We start from the raw sequence: 16,804 nt of genomic DNA on the forward strand, positions 1-16,804 counted from the left end.
TTTATAAGTGGTTAGCTCCAAGCAAAGCCGCTTGTCTTTGGCTTGTTGTAGCGGGCTATGGCCTGCGTCAGACAGTCGAGCATGTCATCATGCGCGCCGGTAGGGAAGGTTGCGGCCTGGCTTATGAAGGCATCATTCCAAGAGCCATCAATCAGAATTACCCGGCCCGCCTCAATGAATGGAGCAACAGCATTTACTCGCGTGGGCTTGTCATCTTTCGGCGTAGGAGCCTCCACTACGTTCAGCTGCGAGATGCTGCGTAGCTCCTGCACTACGCTCTTACCAGTGGCTTTGGGTTCGACATAGAAGCGGCTCATAGTGGTATAGCCGTTCTCTGGCTTCACTATCTCCAGTAGCTTCCGCTTCAGCTCGGGAAGTTCTAGCCAGTGCTCCGACACATGCCGCACATACAGGTTCTGGCCTAGGTAGGCGCTGGCCATCACGGCTGAAGGGTCATTCTTCTGATCGTTGGTGTAAGCGGTATCAGCATCGAAATTCCACACAGCACCAACGGCACCAGGCAGCTTCAAGAATTCAGGCCACGTGAGCTTCTTAAACCAGGCCTTCTTCAGCAAGCCCCCTTCTTCTGGGGAGGGCGTCTGCTGTACTTGCCCAGCAAAGCCATAGCTCCCCATATCGGCTAGCAGCGTCTGAAGCGCATGCTCATCTAGGCGCACTGGATCTAGCAGGCCCGACACATACCGAGTACTCGCCTCGACTGGCTTTATGTCCTTGCTGAGCCTACCAGGTAAGCAGATGTGCCGAAGCCGCTTCTTCTTGGCTATCCATTCGCCGGCGGGGTCCAACTCATGAAGCCGCTGCATCACCATAATGGAGAAGGAGCGGCGCTTATCGGTCTTACGAGTAGACAAGCCTTGCTGCACATGGCTTACAGCAGACTTACGTTCCACATCCGAGGCCGCTTTCTTCACGTTCAGCGGGTCATCAATGACAATGCAGTCTGCGTGCACACCGATAGCCGAGCCGTTGGTAGAAGTCACGAACCGTTGCCCTCCCGACGTATTGCGGTAGTTGGTCTTACCATCAACATCCGCCTTGAATTCAATGCGGCCGGGAAAGAGCCGGCGAAACTTATCGGACTTCAGACAGTCCCGCGTTTTGATTGCGTGGCTTACGGCAAGGTCGGAAGAGTAAGACGAGCTCAGGAAGCGCATGCCGGGCGTGCGAAGCCAGCACCAGGCATTGAAGAGCTGGCTTACGATGGTGCTCTTACTCGTACCCGGGGGAATGTTGATGAGTACATCTTCGGCATCCTCGCCACGCTCCCAGCGTTCGTAGGCTTCCTGGCATACGTCACAGACAAACTCAATATGCCAGTTCAAGCGCAGCTCGACTGACTCAATGGTTTCCCAGAACTCGCAGAAGAAGCGAAAGAAGCGCCGCTTGCAGGCTTCCGCTAACACATGGTCTAGGGTAGCAATCACGACTTAGGCGGAGTGGCTTTGCGGAGTAAAGTTTCGTACTGGCCTAGTTCCTCATCACTGAGGTTCGAGAGGTCGGGACCACCGAGGGCCGCGCCGCCGGTGGTGATATCAACTTTGCTGGTGAGCATGCCGCGCCACTTGGCTAGATTATCCATGGCAGCATCCGGACTGCGGAGTTCCACCTTCAAACCGAACTCACCAGGCACAATGCTCTTAATCAAGTCGAGCATACCTAGCTGCTCTGCCTTCACTAGGTCCAACTCCATCCGCTCCTTCTTCACCTTCGGCCCGTCTATAAAGCGGAAGGCTTTCGGGTCTCGCTCCAGACGCATCCGGTAGCGCAGCTCATCCAGCTTCAGGCGGGTTTCCTGCTTCACCAAGTCCTTTACATACTCCGAAAGCGCCTCATCCTTCAACCCTAGCAATTCAGCAGAGCGGTAGGTATACTCCTTATCGAATTCGTATTCCTGCCACATCTGCGCTATGGCTTCCTCCAACGGCTGCTGAATTGTACTCCGCTCCTCATACTCGACTTTCGTATAGAAGTCACTCAGGCCAGCTCGAGCGAGAGCAGTCCACCGGGCGGCAATCTCTTCGGGCTCCATAGCCGACGTGGCAAGCACTGCCTTCACCGCCTTTTGTATGTCAACAATTGTCAACAGGCGGCTACCCTGAGTACGTGCAGTTTTCGCGCTGTACTTGGCCTCTAGGGCCGCTTTCGTGGCATTGAACGACAAACAGTAAGCCTCAACAAATTTGCGTTGCTGAGGGGGCAGTTTTTCGAGTGCGAGTTGGGCCGCGTCTTTCTCCTTCTCCTTTTTCATGGTAGTACGAACCTACTAGGCGGCTACTGCCAAAATTGGATTATGTGCGAATTCCAACACCTTCACCTTCTTCGGGTGTGGCTTACGATTAGGAGCCCGCTTCTTGATCTGGTGGGTGCGGCAGAGATAGAGCACCTTGGCTGGAGTAAGACCCAATAGGGCTGCGGCCTCCTTCAGGGTATACATGCAATAATTGCGCTGTAGCCAGAGCACGTGCTTGCGCTGGTGTCTGATATAGCGGCGACGAGTGATAAGGGCAACAGGGGCGGCTTCTGGTGCAAATGGGAAGGATAGCTGAAGTAGGGTAAGCATGTTTTTAGCTAGGCGTAGATGTTTGACATAGGCAGTTGGTTTTCATAGCAGGTAGGGCGGGGGCGGTTACGAGGCGAATGGCTTGGTCTACCGAGTAGACGATGTGGTATTCAGAGCCGCGCCAACTGGCTTTGAATTCGGCTTCTCCATCGGTCAGCTTCTCCTTTGGGGAAGTCTTGATTTCGATGAGGAAGGTTCGGCCTCGATAACCCACTAGGATATCAAAGCAGTTCTTGAGCTGATGCACGTGGAGCACTGAGGCACCTATTTGCCTCAGTGCGGTCACGATTTGCTTTTGGTTGGCATCCACTCGGGAGGCGGTGCGTATCATAGTTCAGGTTGCTCTATTTTCGATCTAATCATATTTTGGCCTGCTAAATGGAAGGTGGTATGGAAAATCTAGCACAGTTACAGCAGCAAAGAGTTGAGGAGGCGAAACGCGAAACAGCATTGTGGAACCAGTGGTGGGAAAGCTTGACCCGTTCCGAGCGCAAAGACTGGTTGCATTCCCATCGACTGATGCGGGATACGCTTCGTACTACTCTTCACGAGACCCATGCCTATGAGAGAAGCATAGAAGGAAAAGAGCCGGCGCACGCTTTTATGCGTTTGACACTTCTGCAGCGACAGTCAGCAGTGCATAATTCTGCGAGTCTCTTCACTGATGAAGATGCACGACACCAAGCAACTACTTGGTTGCTGTTGACGAAGCTGCGCATTCAGCATGGCACGCAGGGAGTTAATTACCACTATATGCACCACTAGTCGCAAGTGAGCTTACGAGCTAGAATCACCGCATATCCCATCACAGGTAGGCAGTGCCTGTAGCGGCTGCAACCAAGGCAGGTCTAAGCACTCATCCGTTTGCCGCATAGCACAGGGCCCTTCGTGGCCAGCGCCCTTGCAGCATGCCCAACCGAACGGGGGGCGGGGGCAGGGGTCGAGCTGTGCCCGTAGGATAGCTTCTACTTCATCCAGTAGCCGCGGCATCCACGCGCGGGCAGCTTGAGCGAAGTTGGCATTCTCTTCACTCAGGCCGTGGCCTAGCATGAGGGTATTCTTGGTGATGTCAGGTTGAGCCGAGAGAATACAGCCAAAGCGAGAATTAGGCGGAGCAACACGCCAGGGCGCCGGCGTGGCTTCCTCACAGGCCTTGCGGAGAATGCTGATCTGGCGAAGTGTGATAGGTGTTTTCATGCGGATAGTTGTTGGCGTTTCTGAATTTCCTTTTCGATAAGCTTCACTGCTTCTTGATCTTGGGCATAAATGGTGAGCAGCTTGGGGAGCCGTTCGGTGGGCTGCGTGCGCAGGTATTCGCGCTTTTTACTGACGCTGCTCATGCGGCTAAGCGTTGTTGGCTCAGCTCAGTAAGCCAGGTTCTGAGATCAGTTTGGCGGGCGATGTGGTAGCGTATCCATTCCCGTAGCAAGCGCTTCTTGCAGTTATTCTGCACTGACTTGGCTAGCGGATGATCAGAAGGCCACCCCTTACGCAGGGCCTCGGCAAACGAGTTGAGCTGGTGCCGGTGGCTCTGATCAGCCGCGCGGGCCTTGGTGAGCAGAATAGATTCCTTCCGCATCATGGCCGCATACTCGGCTTGCGTCTTGAAGCCATTGAAGGCCCCAATACGCTTGAGCCATTCGTAGGCTAGGTTGCCGGGGTCAAGCTCCGCCGGGAAGGTGCCGAGCGCTACCACATGCTCTGCCAGCTGCGCTACAGCTTCGGGCAACTGGCTTTCGAAGTCGGGTGCAGGTAGCTGCGGTTGCTGCGACTCGGCAACTTTCTGTAACACCTTCAGCGCCTCGGAGCGGCATTGCTGCTGGTAGCAGCTAAGCCAGTGGGTGAAGTTGGGTAGCGTGGGCGCCAGGAACCCGTTGGGTAGGGGCCACTCGCCCGAGGCCCCCCGTACCAGGGCCTCAGTTATTTCCGGCATCCGAAAGGACGGGAACCGGCGGTGTACCACAGCAGCCAGGGCGGTGCCCATCATCTGCAAGTCCTTCGGATCGGAAAGCGAGTTGTTGTGTCCTACCAGCATGGCCACCGCGCTAATGGGCTGGTAGAGAGCTTTGCGCAGATCAACCGACGTGTAGGATAAGGCGGTCGGCTCTTCACTGAGCAGCAAGGCGGCGGCTTGCCGAATCTGCGGAGACAGAGTAGGCGGTAGTTGCTGTTGCAGGGCCGGGCGTAGGGCTAAGGCAGTGCTCATACGGCTAGAAGTTTGCGTTGTCATCTAGTGCCATGGCTTGCTCAATGGCACTCATTCGCTTCTCCACTTGCCCGGCCTTCGCCAGCTTAGGCGTAGCCAGGTTGGTAACCAGGCCGGCTTCCGAGTCCCGCTCTTTGCGAAGCCAGCTGTGCACGTAGTTTTTCCAGCCGGTTTCGTCCCGAGGCGTTAGCCCTTCGGCTTTGGTCCGCATATCAGGCAGGTAGTAGGCGGCACAGGCCGTAGCACAGTTGATCTTCGCGGCTAGGGCCCGAAAGCCCGCCTCGGTGCTGTACTGCGAGGCGGCGAAGTCTCGCAGCGCCGGCCCCCCCTCAGTGTGCGAAGCCGACGCGTCAGGGCGTTGGCCTAGCAGCGTGTGGCGAAGCTGGTCCCGTTGGTGGGTAACTGTCTTCAGGTCAGAAACCAGATTTGCATTTTCATTTTCCAACGCCTCTATTTTTTTTTCGGCGGTGGCGAGGGCGGACCGAAGCGCACGCGCCTCCTCCTCCTTCTGTTGTTCTTTATACTGTTCGTTGTTGGTTTCCTTATAAGGCGACCCTGTTTGTCTATAGACACTACCCTGAATGTCTATAGACACTGACTCTGAATGTCTATAGACATCACTTGTTTTGTCTATAGACATTTCCGTTTTGTCTATAGACATTCTTGATTTTGTGTCTATAGACAAATTGGATTCTTCTTTGTCGAGCGCTGCATTCAGCTCTTCCACGGCAGCGAACTGCTCAGGCTCAGTACCAGTGTAGCAAGCGCGCAGCCGCTCCGCTGGTGTGATACGACGCAGCTTAGTGGCACCAGTGGAGGCAATCAGACCGAAGCGTTCAAGTACTGCTAGGGTTCGGCTGATAGTGCGAACCGTGCCGCCAATACATTCAACCAAATGATTGTTGCCCGTCGTGAAGGCTTTATGCTTGCCATTCTCTGCCATCGTTACAACCTCAATCAGCACCGCGCGCTGGGTGCGATTGAGAGAAGTGAGACGGTTTAGATTTTGACGGATAGGAAGCATAGCGCGGGTAGTCGGTAGTTTGTAGGAGCCGCCGGTTTCGGCGTGTAGGAAGCGTTGGGCCTGTCTCATGGGGTATTGAGTTCATGAAGGCGCTGAGCTTGCCGTACTGATAAGCCAGTGAGTTCTGGTAGGCTTTTGCGGCTCATGTGCATGGTGTAGCCAGTGCTCTCTTCTAGGGCCACGTACTTAGCATATAGCTCGGGCCGATGCAGAGCCGCGTTACGCAAGTCGTTTTGACTGGCCATGATGCAGAAGCAGCAGCTTAAGCGTTCATTGCCTAGGGCATAAGCATGATGGGGCACCTGTCCAGCTTCACGGATGATAGCAAACACCTCACTTGTAAAGAGCGTGTGAATAGGTAGCCACTCATACCAAGTGCGCCCAGCTACCGAGCCACTTTGATTAAGGCGCCACGGCAAAGCCTTAGCACGGCCTGCACTTTCCGAGGCCCGCAGCCCCATGCAAGTGATGATAGTAGTAAAGCCATTAGCCTTAGCATACCGGCGAATTTCTCGCTCAATAGGACCACGCTTCAGATCGGAAGTGCATTGACGGTTGCCCGCTTGTGGGAAGCTTGGGGCGTGTGGATACCTCTCGAAACGATGCTGTACTAATTCGAGGAAGGTTTTACCAGCTCGTGCCACTATGAATGGCAGGCCCGCTGCTTCAGCTTGTTGCTGGGCTAACTCTAAAGCACCTGGCCATTCTACCTCGCCAAGTGACGCATGCACTACTAACAGGTTGGAGGCTGGCACCTGCTCTATCAAACGAATGAGCATAGCCTGGCTATCCTTGCCGCCGCTGTGGTTCACCACGAACAAGGCACCAGCTGCAACCAAAGCGGGAACGTCCGGCCCTGCATCGTGAAAGAAGTCTAGTTGAGTACGTAGGTTCATGCTGCCAGTCCTTTCCGCTTGCTCAGTTCGGCACCAATAGCCACTAGCCGGCCCCGCTGAATACTTACCTGATCCAAGCGGCCTGCCTCTTCCCAGCGGGCCGTAGTCTTCGCGCACTCACTCTGTTCTGTTTCTAGTTGCTCGGTAGTGCGCTGGCTATAGTAAGCGGCTAGGGCATCTTCTTTCGACATACCCCGCTCAATAGCCGTGCACAAAGCAGATAGGGAGGTTATCTGCGGAGCTTGTATAGGGGAATTTCTATTCTCTAACATGAGTGCAATTCGAATCGATTGGAAAGGAATAGCCCTGCCACCGGCGGGAAGCAGGGCGGCAATGACTAGGCTAGCTTCTGATTGAGTTGCAGGTACACCTTCCGGTCTTCCTTCGCCTGATACACATCTATATCATTGTGGTAGGGCTTGGCCTCACCGAGCCACAGGCCGCGCAGATCATCCAGCGTATCCGCATCCTTGAGCATGGCCACCACGATAGCTTTATCAAGAGGCTCCTCTTCCTTTTGGTCGGGTGTAACGAAGGGAGCCGGGGCGGCTGAAGCCGGCGGCGTGGGCTCTTGCGCGGCCGGCACTAAGGGGCGCGCTTCCGGCTCGGGATTGCGACTACGGGCAAAGTCGTCGGCTTCATCTTCACCGTACACCCCTTCCTGATATAGATCAGAGATTTGCAGGATAACGCGGCTCTTGGCCCGCTTCTCTGCCATTTCGAGATAGTACTTGTTCTGGCTAGTGGCTTGGCAAGCACTACCAAAGGACTCCACCGTTATAAACTTGGTGCCTACTGGCTTCTTCGCCGTGGCCTTTACTGCCGCATAATCCGCCTGAGCAGTGCACACTTCAAACGTGATGCGAATTCCCTCTTTGGCCGCTATCTTCTCAATGCCAGTGCGGCGAATGATCGTATAGTGGTTGTGCTTATGCACATCTTCAGCTAGAAGGCCATAGGACTTAAATAGCCGATTTAATTTATCCCGTTGAGATTCGGTTTTCGAAGTTTCCATCTATATTTGTGACGTTCTGAAGAAATATTAGGATTTGGGGGCACCGTCGGCTAGGGCGGGGCCCCTTTCTTTTTGCCCTATTGGGTGAGGAAATTGCCGATGGTGACACCGAGCACGGTGCTGATCAGAAGGCAGGCCAGCACTCGCCAGAAGAGTTCGACTAAGAAGGGGTCAAGCCGTTTGAGGAAGATTTCCAGCTTTTTCATGGGTGGGTTTGAGTAAGGAGCGGATGGTGGTGACTAGATCAGTAAGGCGGCAAGCGCAGGTGAGGCAGGGCACTTTGACCGGCTCCATTACACCAGGGCAGATAAGGCAGGCTTATCGAAATTTTGAAGCAGCAAGCGCCGCACACTGATGCGCTTCTCGGCGGCCAGGCGCAAGGCGGCCATTGGCAGTTTGCTTTCGATTTCTTCGGTTTGCTCCGCTACAGCGCTCATGTAAGCCTTGTGCGCGTTGTCCGCTGCGACTTTGAAAGGCTTGCAAGCGGCCTGAGCGGCTCTAACTTGTTGCGGGCTCAACTGCCCATCGGCAGTAAGCGCTAGGATTAAATCCTGGGTAGCATCGTGTTTGGCTTGTGCTACCTGATTGGCGACGCGCAGCGCGTCAATTGCTTGATAGTCCATCGGCTAGAATGGCTAAAGGGTGAAAAGAAGAAGGGGTTAGGCGGCTTGCTTTTGGTACTCAGCTTCTTCCCGTAGCGCGAAGGCAGCTTGCAGGAAGTCGTAGTACCACTGGTGTTCTGAGCTGTGCAGGCGGAAGGCAAAGGCTCTCACGTTCACCCGCTCCTGCTCACTGAGCACTGCTTCATGCGAGTTGATGAGGCGTAGTAGCTCTGCCATTGGCAGTGAGTCACAGCGCACGGCTTGCTGATGCTTCAGCTTATCTCGGCAAGACTTTAAGCGAGTCAATAAGCCTAGCTGCTCTCGGCTATTCCAGCCGGGGTATTGCTCGGTGCGCTCGGCAATTAGGCGGGGGTGTACTGCCAGTAGCAGCGGATTGGTCAGCCAGAAGGCTAAGGCTTCACGAGTCGGCAGATAGCCTGGAACTACAGTGAAAGCAGGATTAATAGAGGCAGTGGCTAGGCTCATCTCGGCTAGAAGAATGAAGCGGGAGGAAGATTTAGGAGGCTATCCGTAAGGAGGTGGCGGGGTACTGATGGAGGCGGCGGTCTAGCTTGTAGTCGATACAGCTCTTGCGAGAGTAGCTGACGCTCTTGCCATGCTTGCTGTATTGAAGCAGTGTGCCAGGCCGCTTGCGCTCTTCAATGAGCGTGGTGCGAGACTTAATGCCAGTTAGCTTTAGGGCCTCATGTGTATCCACCTCATCATTGACTGACTCGACATAGGCTGTAAGTCGCTGCTCTAAGAGCACAAGGCGCTGTTCAAGCTGCTGATATTGGTTAGGCAGAGCAGCTAATTGTTCTAGGCTTGTCATAGCTATTAGAGACTCTATGTGATAAAATGTGATTGATTCTAATTTTTGTGATTTTTTGTGATGAACAAGGCAAAAAAATTAGCCGCCTGTTTTGCGGTTTTTACCCCACTCAATTAGGACATTGGCAACAACCTGTTCGATACGAGGTCGCTTGCCGGTCGCCTCTTGAATACGGCCCTGTTCTCGTTTAAGGGCTAATTCGGTTGCTAAGTCTACCTCTGCACGTACTTGGTAGGTGTCTGGGGGGGCTGTGGCCATCATTACAGTTGTGGTTTGTGATAAGACAATACAAGTATATGTGAAAGTTTGTGATAAACCAAAATTCTCTGTGATAAAGTTTCACAGATTGTGATAGATTGTATTGCTTTGTGATGCAATAGGGCTAAAAACAGTAATGAAGGATACGCAAGGCAGCCGCTTAAAAGAGCTACGGGAACGCCAGGGTCTAGCTCAGGCTAACGTAGCCGATGCTGTCGGCTTGAGCACCAATACAATTTGGTATTATGAAAATCAGGCTCAAGCCCGCATTAAGCCTGATATGCTTGAGAAGCTAGCTAAGGTGCTTAAAACCACACCTGATTATATCCGTCTGGGCAACCAAACGGCCCCAACGACCAATTCATTCGATACAGTAGCAATAATCCCTGATGCTCAATATGTCGAGCTGCCGTTCTTTAACAGAACGGCATACGGCTCTTTTGCAGTTAACTGCATGGACTCGTTACCAGAGGAGTATGAAACAATGTGGGTGTTGAAACGAGAAGGCAGAGATTATAGTGACGCTCGCGTATTAGAAATCAGGGGCAACAGCATGGCTCCACGTTATGCGGATAGGGTGTGTGTTACAGTGCGCCCAGTGCAAGATGGTGATTGGCAATACGCCACCGGCGTGCACGCAATGAGCTTGCGCAATGGCATGTTCATTATCAAGCGCATTACTAGCAATAAGAATGGCAACCTTGAACTCACCAGCGACAGCAACGGTGAAGTTATGACCATTGAGCTAGGCGATATCCTATGTATGTGGAAGGTCGGGGAGAAGGTATACGAGCCTGCTGAAGAGTAAAATGTCCGCTACCTTCAAAATAACTCTTGCACACAAGCCTAATGCTGATGGGCTGTATGAAGTGTGGCTACGCATCACAGCGAATCGGCAACCCCGCTACGCCAGCACCGGCATTGCCGTAGCGATGAAGCAGTGGAACCCCGAAGGCAAGCTGGAGAAAGAGAACTGGATACGTACAAGTCACCGGCTATATGCCCGCTACAATGCCGACCTGGTAGAAATACTAGCTGATGCCAAGCTCTTAGCCAAGCATCATCCGACAGCCGATGCAGCGCAGCTCAAGCAACTCTTCCTACAGCGGCACGATACTACACCCGCTGCCAGCTCCACCGACTTAGACTTTATTGCCTTCATGAAGCAAAGTCTGGAGCAAGTAGATAGGCGGCAATTCAAGCCCGCTACCTACGAGGCCCGCGCGGCGGTCATCAACAAGTTTGCTGCCTGGCGTCCCCACCTTCCTTTCGAGTTACTGAGTGAGGAACTGATGCAGGAGTTTGAAAACTACCTGCGGGACTTGCCCAACAACCCGACCACGCGCCGCAAAAACCTGAAAACGCTGCGGCTCTATATCAAGCGAGCTATCAAGCTTAAATTCCTGAGCCGGGATAACGACCCGTTGGAAGACTATGTAATGCCCAAATCCCGCCCCAAGCGGGTATGGCTTACCGATGCCGAGTTAGCAGCTTATGAAAGGGTACACTTGCCGCAAATGCAGCACATAGCCCGGCTCACGTACCTAATCTGTTTCTATCTACACGGCAGTAGGGTAGGGGCGGTGCTGCGGCTGAAGTGGAAAGACCGGCAATTTGGCCGCGTCTACTTCACCATGGATAAAGGCGACACCGATAAGTCCGTTGCCGAGTCTGCGCAGCTCACTGCTATTCTCGACTCGCTACGTCCCGAGGAAGGTGTCAGCCCCGAAGCGTACATCTTGCCGTGGCTAGATGCTGACTACGATCAGCTAAGTGAGCGGGACCAGCTGCAATGCATCAAGAAGGCAACGGCCAAGCTCAATAAGAATATCAAGCTCGGAGCCGATAAGTGCGGCATCAGCAAAAAGATCAGTACCCACTCTTCGCGCCGCACCTTGGCTACCGAGTCCGACCGGGCCAACGGTGGCGACTTGGGCAAGGTCGGAGCACTGCTAGGGCATAAGCAGCGGAGCACAACGGAAATCTATGTTGACCGCTACAATTCAACCGAGGTAGACGAGACCGCGGATAAGGTATATAAGCACCGCGCCATGCCGCTATTGAAGGCCGGGTAAAACACTGGTAAAACAAAGGCTGAACACCGGAGTACAAAACTTGTCAGCTCGAGCTTCGAGTACTCGTCGAAGCGTTGAACAAGCGGTGTTCAGTAGGGGAGTTCAAAACTAGTGTACCAGTTGGGCCCACAAAAAATCCCCTCACGCCACTGTGAGGGGATTTTTTATTTTCTGCTAGCAGATCATCGAATGAAGTAGCTGTCTATTCAAATAAAAGTAGGATCTTGACTGTTGAGGTAAAATGCTAGGTTAATAGTACGGCTTCAAAAGCAAGTAAGGCGCGATATAGCATGATTTAGAATAGATAGGCTTAAGTTCTTGAATCTGATTGTTGGTCGCAAAACAGAAAACTAACTAGTTCATATTGTATTGATTACCAGTTGATTGCTAGGGGCGTACAATGCTGAGGGAATAGTGTCAACAGTATAGAAGGCAAAGTCCTTGCTGTTTAATGCGAAAGGATAAGAAATGGCTCCGATACAGTCGGTGCCAATAGGGAAGCTGCTGGTTGTCCAGTCTAAGGAAGTGATCAGCTTGGCTTGATCTATCAGATGAGAGCCATTCAACGATGGAATGTAGTTGAAGTCGTCGTTAATGCCTTGGGCCGTAGCCTTCACTAGTGCTTCTTTGCGGGTCCAGAGTGTGTAGAAAGCCTTAGTTGGGTCAGCGCTTTCCTTGATAAAATTTTTCTCCTTTGGACTGAAGCTGAAATCGACAACGTCTTGGAAGTGAAAATCGTGCCTAACACATTCTACATCCACACCAATATCGTCGGGTGCAATGGCCAGTAGCATGTAATCAGCAGAATAGGATACTGAATAATGCAAGTTCGGCTGGTTGGTTATCTCTGGCTTACCATTGCGGCCGGGTAGTAATTCTATAGTATGGTAGCTCTTATCAAGATAAGCGCCTAATAAAATTTTTAATAAGCACTTATTTACTATATACTTTTCTCTCTTAGGTACATGATGGTAAAATTGGGATTTGTCTATTTCTTCACTAGATAATATATTTTGATGCGAGCTTATTAAGTGGTTGTGTAATGAAGTAGTAATGAAAAATATATTTATAAGGTGTCGTTCAATAGGCTTAGATGTAAAATGGTCCCATTTAATATTTTCAATCGAGTAACATTGAACCGACGATAATGCCATGTCATATTAAACGGTAAAAATTACTTTATCTTATTTAATGCGTACTGCAATATGCGGCCTGTTTCTTCGTCGTGTGGTGGTGCAAACATATAATTATGGTCACCAGGGACTTCATGAATAGAAATTTCATTTAGAGCAAATGGTTCCCAGCCCATATACTCGAAATCATCTACATAATATGTTCTGTCTTTCGCTCTGAATAGTTCGATTTTTATATTTTGTGGAGTCAGCTTATACTTATGAGCAGCACTCTTGTGCATTGATGCCATTTTATAAGAATGGCCGTAGACTTCTTCGTAATATTGTTCTTTGCTGTATTTTAACTTTTGAAAGTCCCGTCGAATGGCTTCTACTTTATATTGAATAGTAGCTTTGGGGCTCTTGCGCAATAGGACGAAGAAGAAAAGTATACGCTTCAGGAAGAACAAGAACCGCTTAGTATATCTAGTAAGAAACGGCGTGAAATGGTCTGGCTGATCAGCGTAGGTGTCGAACATGGCAAGAAATGGCACTGCCTTGCCTGCTGCTTTCAACTGCTTGGCCATTTCAAAAGCAATAATTCCCCCAAATGAATAGCCAGCCAATGCATAAGGACCATTAGGGTTTACTCTTTCTATAGTGGAGATGTAATGCGCAGCCATTTCCTCTATGGTTCCGTGCGGTTCGTCAATCCCATTCAATCCCTTGGCTTGCAAGGCGTAAATTGGCTGCTCAGGGTCTAAGTTTTTTGATAGTGCCTTGAAAATTAAGACGTTTAGCCCAGCGCCATGCACAATGTAAAGGGGCGTCTTGCTGCCTTGTGGCTTAATTGGCACAAGAGAATCCCAGGTTATAAACTTGCTGTCCATCTGCAGCACTGCCGCAAGTTTCTCTACAGTGGAGCTTTCGAATAAAGTTGCAAGCGGTAATTTTTTACCGGTCGCTTTTTCCAACTGGGCTATTACCTGCACTGCAATAAGAGAGTGGCCACCTAGCTTGAAAAAATCATCGAAAATGCCGACAGTTGGCACTTGCAGATATTGTTTCCAAATATCAGCTACCAGCTTTTCTATATCAGTGCGTGGTCCATCATGCCGTTCAACAGCTTTTGTTTCGTCTACTTTAACGTACGACAACAAAGCCGCTCTATCGGTTTTACCATTTAGGGTTTTGGGAATTGAGCTAATGACAATAATGTCATTAGGAAGCATGAATACAGGAAGCTTATTAGCTAAGCTATTTTTCCAACTCATAATGCGAGTGCTGAAGTCGGTGGCTGAATTGAAATTTCGGACAGCAACATAAGCTACCAACCGAGTCATGCCGTAACTGTCTAACTTAGCTATAACTACGGCTTCTTGTATTTCATTGATGCTAGAAAGCTGGTGCTCAATTTCACCAGGCTCGATTCGATAGCCCCTAATCTTTATTTGCTGATCGGCACGACCTAGATATTGAATTTCTCCGGTATCGACTAGTTTGGCTAGGTCGCCGGTGCGATACATCTTTTCGCCATCAGTCAATGAGAAAGGGTTATTTATAAACTTGTCTTGATTTAGTTCTGGTCTATTAAGATATCCTTTGGCCAGACCATCGCCAGCTATGTATAACTCGCCTATTGTGTTAGGTTCTACAAGATTAAACTGCTCATCTAAAATGTAGAATTGGGTATTAGAAATAGGCTTACCAATAGTAATTAATTCATTTGCGTGCGTGAGCTGTTTGAAAGATGAATAAATAGTCGTTTCCGTCGGGCCGTACATATTCCAAAGCGAAGCACACCTTGCAAGGAGACGTTGGGCAAGATCTTCGGGTAGTGCTTCGCCGCCACTGATTGCTTTCAGGGGGTACTGTTCTGTCCAACCAGCATTGAGCATCATCCGCCAAGTGGCAGGAGTGGCCTGCATGACGGTAATTGCCTCAGCTTCGATGAGGTGCCGTAGTGCATTCCCATCTTTGGTTGCCTTGCTGTCAGCTACCACAACCATAGCCCCGCTTACCAAGGGTAAGAAAAGCTCGAGCACAGCCATGTCAAATGAAATGGTAGTGATAGCCAGTAGTTTATCAGCAGTTGAAATACCAACTTCCTGCTGAACACTACGCAGCAGGTTCACCAAGCCACTATGTTTGATTTGTACTCCCTTGGGTAAACCAGTAGAACCAGAGGTGTAAAGGATATACACTACCGCATCACCACTTATGGCTACTTCTAGTGCGTCTGTGGAATAGCGTTCCGCTTGGTATAGTGCATCTTCGATATCCACACTGATACTGTCATGGAAACCGGAACCAAGCGTATTCGATTTCAATAAAAATGAAGCCTTAGAATCCTGTAGCATGAATTCCAATCTGTCCGCAGGATAAGTGGGGTCTAGTGGTAAATAGGTAGCTCCACATTTCAATACGGCCAGTAGGGTTACAAGCAGTTCTTGCGACCGATTGAGGGCAATGCCAACGACGTCGCCAGCGGATAAACCTTTGGCCAGAAGATAACGCGCTAGCTGGTTAGCTTTTGCGTTAAGTTGATAATAGGAGAGCGTAGCTTCATTGAATTTAACGGCAATAGCAGCCGGATGCTTATAGGCAATGTCTTGAATTAAATCAGGTAAATAACCGGTTGATGAATAGCTAACTGTAGTATTGTTAAGTACCTGGTAAGCCCTCGGCAAATTTGTTGCGCTATTCTTTCTAGGGGGAGTTAGAGTTGAATTAGGATTGGCAGTGACTTCATCGAGCAATTGCTCGAACGTAGTCATCATATTTTTGATGCTTTCTGCCTTGAATAGAGCCGTATTGTACGACCACTCTAGTACTACTTCCTCTTCCGTGCCACTCGCATTAAGAAACAAGTCGAATGTCTCGAAAGCTCTAGGGTTGCTTTGCAGTTGATAGGTAAGTCCGTGAAAGCTGACACCATTGGCAAGCCCCATATCCACGTTGAATACAACAGGAACCAAAGGGATTCGGCTGGCATCTCTGCTAATATTGATTGACTTCAGGAGGCTGCCAAATGTCAACCCTTGGTGCTCGTAGGCGTCGAAGAGATATGTTTTGCGTTGCTGTAAATACGTGCTGAAACTGTCGGTTGCGGTGTGTTCGCTGCGTAGGGGAAGTAGATTCACGCAATGGCCAATCAAGTGTTGGCTCCCGCTCGTTGGTTGGCCGGCAGTAGGTATACCGACTACAATACTCTGCTGCCCCGTTAAACGATGAAGCAGCACTTCGAAACTTGCCAGTAGGGTTGTCACAAAGCTACACCCGGCCTGTAACCCTGTTCTTTTTACTCTGGCGACCAGTTCATTAGAAAGCGAAAAATCTAGCCGGGCGCTAGCGTACGTGCGATAGGGTGGCCGCGGAAAATCCGTTGGCATGTCCACAACGGGTACAGTATCCTTGTACTGATTTATCCAAAAAGCCTCCGTATGCTTGTATTCTTTGCTCGCCTGGAATAGCAGCTGTTCATCAGCGTACTCACTGAAGCTAGGAGGCGCGGGTAGGGCAGCCGATACGCCTTGCGAATAAGACGAGTACAGCACACTTACATCTTGTAGCAAAATACCCAGCGACCAACCGTCGCAGACGATGTGGTGGGCCGTTATAATAAGATGATACTGATCATCAGTTAGCTTCAGCAGCGTTGCCTTTACCAAGGGGCCTTGCACTAAATCAAATACGTGCTCGGCATCGTTCGCAACAGCTTTTGTAGTCAGCAGTTCCCTTCTGTTGAGGGGAAGACTGGAAAGGTCTTGGTAGGAAAATGGGACTTCAACACGCGTGAATACGCAGATGTATTTGCCGTCTGCACTGAAGACGGAGCGAAGCGCTTCGTGCCTATCTGCCACTTCCTGTAGGGCCTGTTGCATTGCCCGGCCGTCTAGCGAGCCAGTGAAGCGCAGGGAAAACGACTCGTTGTACGCTCTATTAGCAGCATTGCCTCCTAGCAGGCAGGCAAGCCATATCTCTAATTGGGGAGCAGTGGTTAGCCCAACTCGGGCAATTTCTGGTCCGGCAAATGGATCAAACTCAACCGCAAATGATGTGTTATCAGATCCGAGCTCTGCTATTTGAGTTTCAGGTAACATTTGTTTGTTGCGTTTTAATAAATAGGGCACTCAATTACTTAATTTGAAAAGCAGGCGTAATTGAATAGCAACTTGGCTTTTAATGAGAGAGCCGAATTAG

General features: G+C 50.8%; 20 protein-coding genes. 3 read left to right on the top strand and 17 right to left on the bottom strand.

Annotation, left to right across the window (positions count from 1 at the left end):
- Positions 1-11 precede the first annotated feature (11 nt).
- The 4 genes from terL to P1X16_RS05250 are packed head-to-tail and all read right to left on the bottom strand — an operon-like array spanning position 12 to position 2,912.
- Positions 12-1,445, bottom strand: coding sequence for a phage terminase large subunit (gene terL / locus P1X16_RS05235; protein WP_277226802.1), 1,434 nt, complete (start codon positions 1,443-1,445; stop codon positions 12-14).
- Positions 1,442-2,269 carry a terminase small subunit gene (locus tag P1X16_RS05240; protein WP_277226803.1) on the bottom strand — a complete coding sequence of 276 codons (828 nt, stop codon included), beginning with the start codon at positions 2,267-2,269 and terminating at the stop codon, positions 1,442-1,444. The genes terL and P1X16_RS05240 overlap by 4 nt, the downstream gene beginning before the upstream one ends.
- 15 nt (positions 2,270-2,284) lie before the next feature.
- A complete protein-coding gene (locus P1X16_RS05245; RefSeq protein WP_277226804.1) occupies positions 2,285-2,581 on the bottom strand; it encodes a hypothetical protein in 297 nt (98 codons plus the stop codon).
- Positions 2,582-2,585: 4 nt separating this feature from the next.
- Positions 2,586-2,912, bottom strand: coding sequence for a hypothetical protein (locus tag P1X16_RS05250; RefSeq protein ID WP_277226805.1), 327 nt, complete (start codon positions 2,910-2,912; stop codon positions 2,586-2,588).
- Positions 2,913-2,971: 59 nt separating this feature from the next.
- On the opposite strand from P1X16_RS05250, the gene P1X16_RS05255 reads away from it, so the two are divergent.
- On the top strand, positions 2,972-3,346 hold the full coding sequence (locus tag P1X16_RS05255) for a hypothetical protein (RefSeq protein WP_277226806.1): 375 nt from the start codon (positions 2,972-2,974) through the stop codon (positions 3,344-3,346).
- Positions 3,347-3,358: 12 nt separating this feature from the next.
- Here P1X16_RS05255 and P1X16_RS05260 read toward each other — a convergent pair whose 3' ends face one another.
- From P1X16_RS05260 to P1X16_RS05310, 11 genes are all read right to left on the bottom strand, one after another.
- Positions 3,359-3,778, bottom strand: coding sequence for a hypothetical protein (locus P1X16_RS05260; RefSeq protein WP_277226807.1), 420 nt, complete (start codon positions 3,776-3,778; stop codon positions 3,359-3,361).
- Complete coding sequence (locus tag P1X16_RS05265; protein ID WP_277226808.1) at positions 3,775-3,921, bottom strand: hypothetical protein; 147 nt, start codon at positions 3,919-3,921, stop codon at positions 3,775-3,777. Before P1X16_RS05265 ends, P1X16_RS05260 begins: the two co-directional genes overlap by 4 nt.
- Complete coding sequence (locus P1X16_RS05270) at positions 3,918-4,787, bottom strand: hypothetical protein (RefSeq protein WP_277226809.1); 870 nt, start codon at positions 4,785-4,787, stop codon at positions 3,918-3,920. Before P1X16_RS05270 ends, P1X16_RS05265 begins: the two co-directional genes overlap by 4 nt.
- Before the next feature lie 4 nt (positions 4,788-4,791).
- Entirely contained in the window at positions 4,792-5,880 is a 1,089-nt protein-coding gene (locus tag P1X16_RS05275; RefSeq protein WP_277226810.1) for a hypothetical protein, read from the bottom strand.
- A complete protein-coding gene (locus P1X16_RS05280) occupies positions 5,877-6,707 on the bottom strand; it encodes a phosphoadenosine phosphosulfate reductase family protein (RefSeq protein WP_277226811.1) in 831 nt (276 codons plus the stop codon). The genes P1X16_RS05275 and P1X16_RS05280 overlap by 4 nt, the downstream gene beginning before the upstream one ends.
- Positions 6,704-6,898, bottom strand: a complete 195-nt coding sequence (locus tag P1X16_RS05285; protein WP_277226812.1) for a hypothetical protein — start codon at positions 6,896-6,898, stop codon at positions 6,704-6,706. Before P1X16_RS05285 ends, P1X16_RS05280 begins: the two co-directional genes overlap by 4 nt.
- Before the next feature lie 146 nt (positions 6,899-7,044).
- Positions 7,045-7,644, bottom strand: a complete 600-nt coding sequence (locus P1X16_RS05290) for a hypothetical protein (RefSeq protein ID WP_277226813.1) — start codon at positions 7,642-7,644, stop codon at positions 7,045-7,047.
- Between the two features lie 155 nt (positions 7,645-7,799).
- Entirely contained in the window at positions 7,800-7,928 is a 129-nt protein-coding gene (locus P1X16_RS05295; protein ID WP_277226814.1) for a hypothetical protein, read from the bottom strand.
- Positions 7,929-8,015: 87 nt separating this feature from the next.
- A complete protein-coding gene (locus tag P1X16_RS05300; RefSeq protein ID WP_277226815.1) occupies positions 8,016-8,345 on the bottom strand; it encodes a hypothetical protein in 330 nt (109 codons plus the stop codon).
- A gap of 36 nt (positions 8,346-8,381) precedes the next feature.
- Complete coding sequence (locus tag P1X16_RS05305; RefSeq protein WP_277226816.1) at positions 8,382-8,810, bottom strand: hypothetical protein; 429 nt, start codon at positions 8,808-8,810, stop codon at positions 8,382-8,384.
- A gap of 31 nt (positions 8,811-8,841) precedes the next feature.
- On the bottom strand, positions 8,842-9,156 hold the full coding sequence (locus tag P1X16_RS05310) for a hypothetical protein (RefSeq protein ID WP_277226817.1): 315 nt from the start codon (positions 9,154-9,156) through the stop codon (positions 8,842-8,844).
- 394 nt (positions 9,157-9,550) lie between these two features.
- Here P1X16_RS05310 and P1X16_RS05315 point away from each other — a divergent pair, with 394 nt between their 5' ends.
- Positions 9,551-10,222, top strand: a complete 672-nt coding sequence (locus tag P1X16_RS05315) for an XRE family transcriptional regulator (RefSeq protein ID WP_277226818.1) — start codon at positions 9,551-9,553, stop codon at positions 10,220-10,222.
- 1 nt (position 10,223) lies between these two features.
- Positions 10,224-11,489, top strand: a complete 1,266-nt coding sequence (locus P1X16_RS05320; RefSeq protein WP_277226819.1) for a site-specific integrase — start codon at positions 10,224-10,226, stop codon at positions 11,487-11,489.
- Positions 11,490-11,848: 359 nt separating this feature from the next.
- Here P1X16_RS05320 and P1X16_RS05325 read toward each other — a convergent pair whose 3' ends face one another.
- Both P1X16_RS05325 and P1X16_RS05330 read right to left on the bottom strand, forming a co-directional pair.
- Entirely contained in the window at positions 11,849-12,283 is a 435-nt protein-coding gene (locus P1X16_RS05325; protein ID WP_277226820.1) for a 4'-phosphopantetheinyl transferase superfamily protein, read from the bottom strand.
- Between the two features lie 380 nt (positions 12,284-12,663).
- A complete protein-coding gene (locus P1X16_RS05330; RefSeq protein WP_277226821.1) occupies positions 12,664-16,734 on the bottom strand; it encodes a non-ribosomal peptide synthetase in 4,071 nt (1,356 codons plus the stop codon).
- Positions 16,735-16,804 lie beyond the last annotated feature (70 nt).

It is taken from the genome of Hymenobacter sp. YC55 (assembly GCF_029433095.1).
In the GTDB taxonomy this organism is placed as follows: domain Bacteria; phylum Bacteroidota; class Bacteroidia; order Cytophagales; family Hymenobacteraceae; genus Hymenobacter.

Coding starts and splice junctions, on each gene's coding strand:
- P1X16_RS05240 (WP_277226803.1), bottom strand. CDS start 2,269: ATGAAAAAGGAGAAGGAGAAAGACGCGGCCCAACTCGCACTCGAAAAA.
- P1X16_RS05245 (WP_277226804.1), bottom strand. CDS start 2,581: ATGCTTACCCTACTTCAGCTATCCTTCCCATTTGCACCAGAAGCCGCC.
- P1X16_RS05250 (WP_277226805.1), bottom strand. CDS start 2,912: ATGATACGCACCGCCTCCCGAGTGGATGCCAACCAAAAGCAAATCGTG.
- P1X16_RS05255 (WP_277226806.1), top strand. CDS start 2,972: ATGGAAAATCTAGCACAGTTACAGCAGCAAAGAGTTGAGGAGGCGAAA.
- P1X16_RS05260 (WP_277226807.1), bottom strand. CDS start 3,778: ATGAAAACACCTATCACACTTCGCCAGATCAGCATTCTCCGCAAGGCC.
- P1X16_RS05265 (WP_277226808.1), bottom strand. CDS start 3,921: ATGAGCAGCGTCAGTAAAAAGCGCGAATACCTGCGCACGCAGCCCACC.
- P1X16_RS05270 (WP_277226809.1), bottom strand. CDS start 4,787: ATGAGCACTGCCTTAGCCCTACGCCCGGCCCTGCAACAGCAACTACCG.
- P1X16_RS05275 (WP_277226810.1), bottom strand. CDS start 5,880: ATGAGACAGGCCCAACGCTTCCTACACGCCGAAACCGGCGGCTCCTAC.
- P1X16_RS05280 (WP_277226811.1), bottom strand. CDS start 6,707: ATGAACCTACGTACTCAACTAGACTTCTTTCACGATGCAGGGCCGGAC.
- P1X16_RS05285 (WP_277226812.1), bottom strand. CDS start 6,898: ATGTCGAAAGAAGATGCCCTAGCCGCTTACTATAGCCAGCGCACTACC.
- P1X16_RS05295 (WP_277226814.1), bottom strand. CDS start 7,928: ATGAAAAAGCTGGAAATCTTCCTCAAACGGCTTGACCCCTTCTTAGTC.
- P1X16_RS05300 (WP_277226815.1), bottom strand. CDS start 8,345: ATGGACTATCAAGCAATTGACGCGCTGCGCGTCGCCAATCAGGTAGCA.
- P1X16_RS05305 (WP_277226816.1), bottom strand. CDS start 8,810: ATGAGCCTAGCCACTGCCTCTATTAATCCTGCTTTCACTGTAGTTCCA.
- P1X16_RS05310 (WP_277226817.1), bottom strand. CDS start 9,156: ATGACAAGCCTAGAACAATTAGCTGCTCTGCCTAACCAATATCAGCAG.
- P1X16_RS05315 (WP_277226818.1), top strand. CDS start 9,551: ATGAAGGATACGCAAGGCAGCCGCTTAAAAGAGCTACGGGAACGCCAG.
- P1X16_RS05320 (WP_277226819.1), top strand. CDS start 10,224: ATGTCCGCTACCTTCAAAATAACTCTTGCACACAAGCCTAATGCTGAT.
- P1X16_RS05325 (WP_277226820.1), bottom strand. CDS start 12,283: ATGCTACTGGCCATTGCACCCGACGATATTGGTGTGGATGTAGAATGT.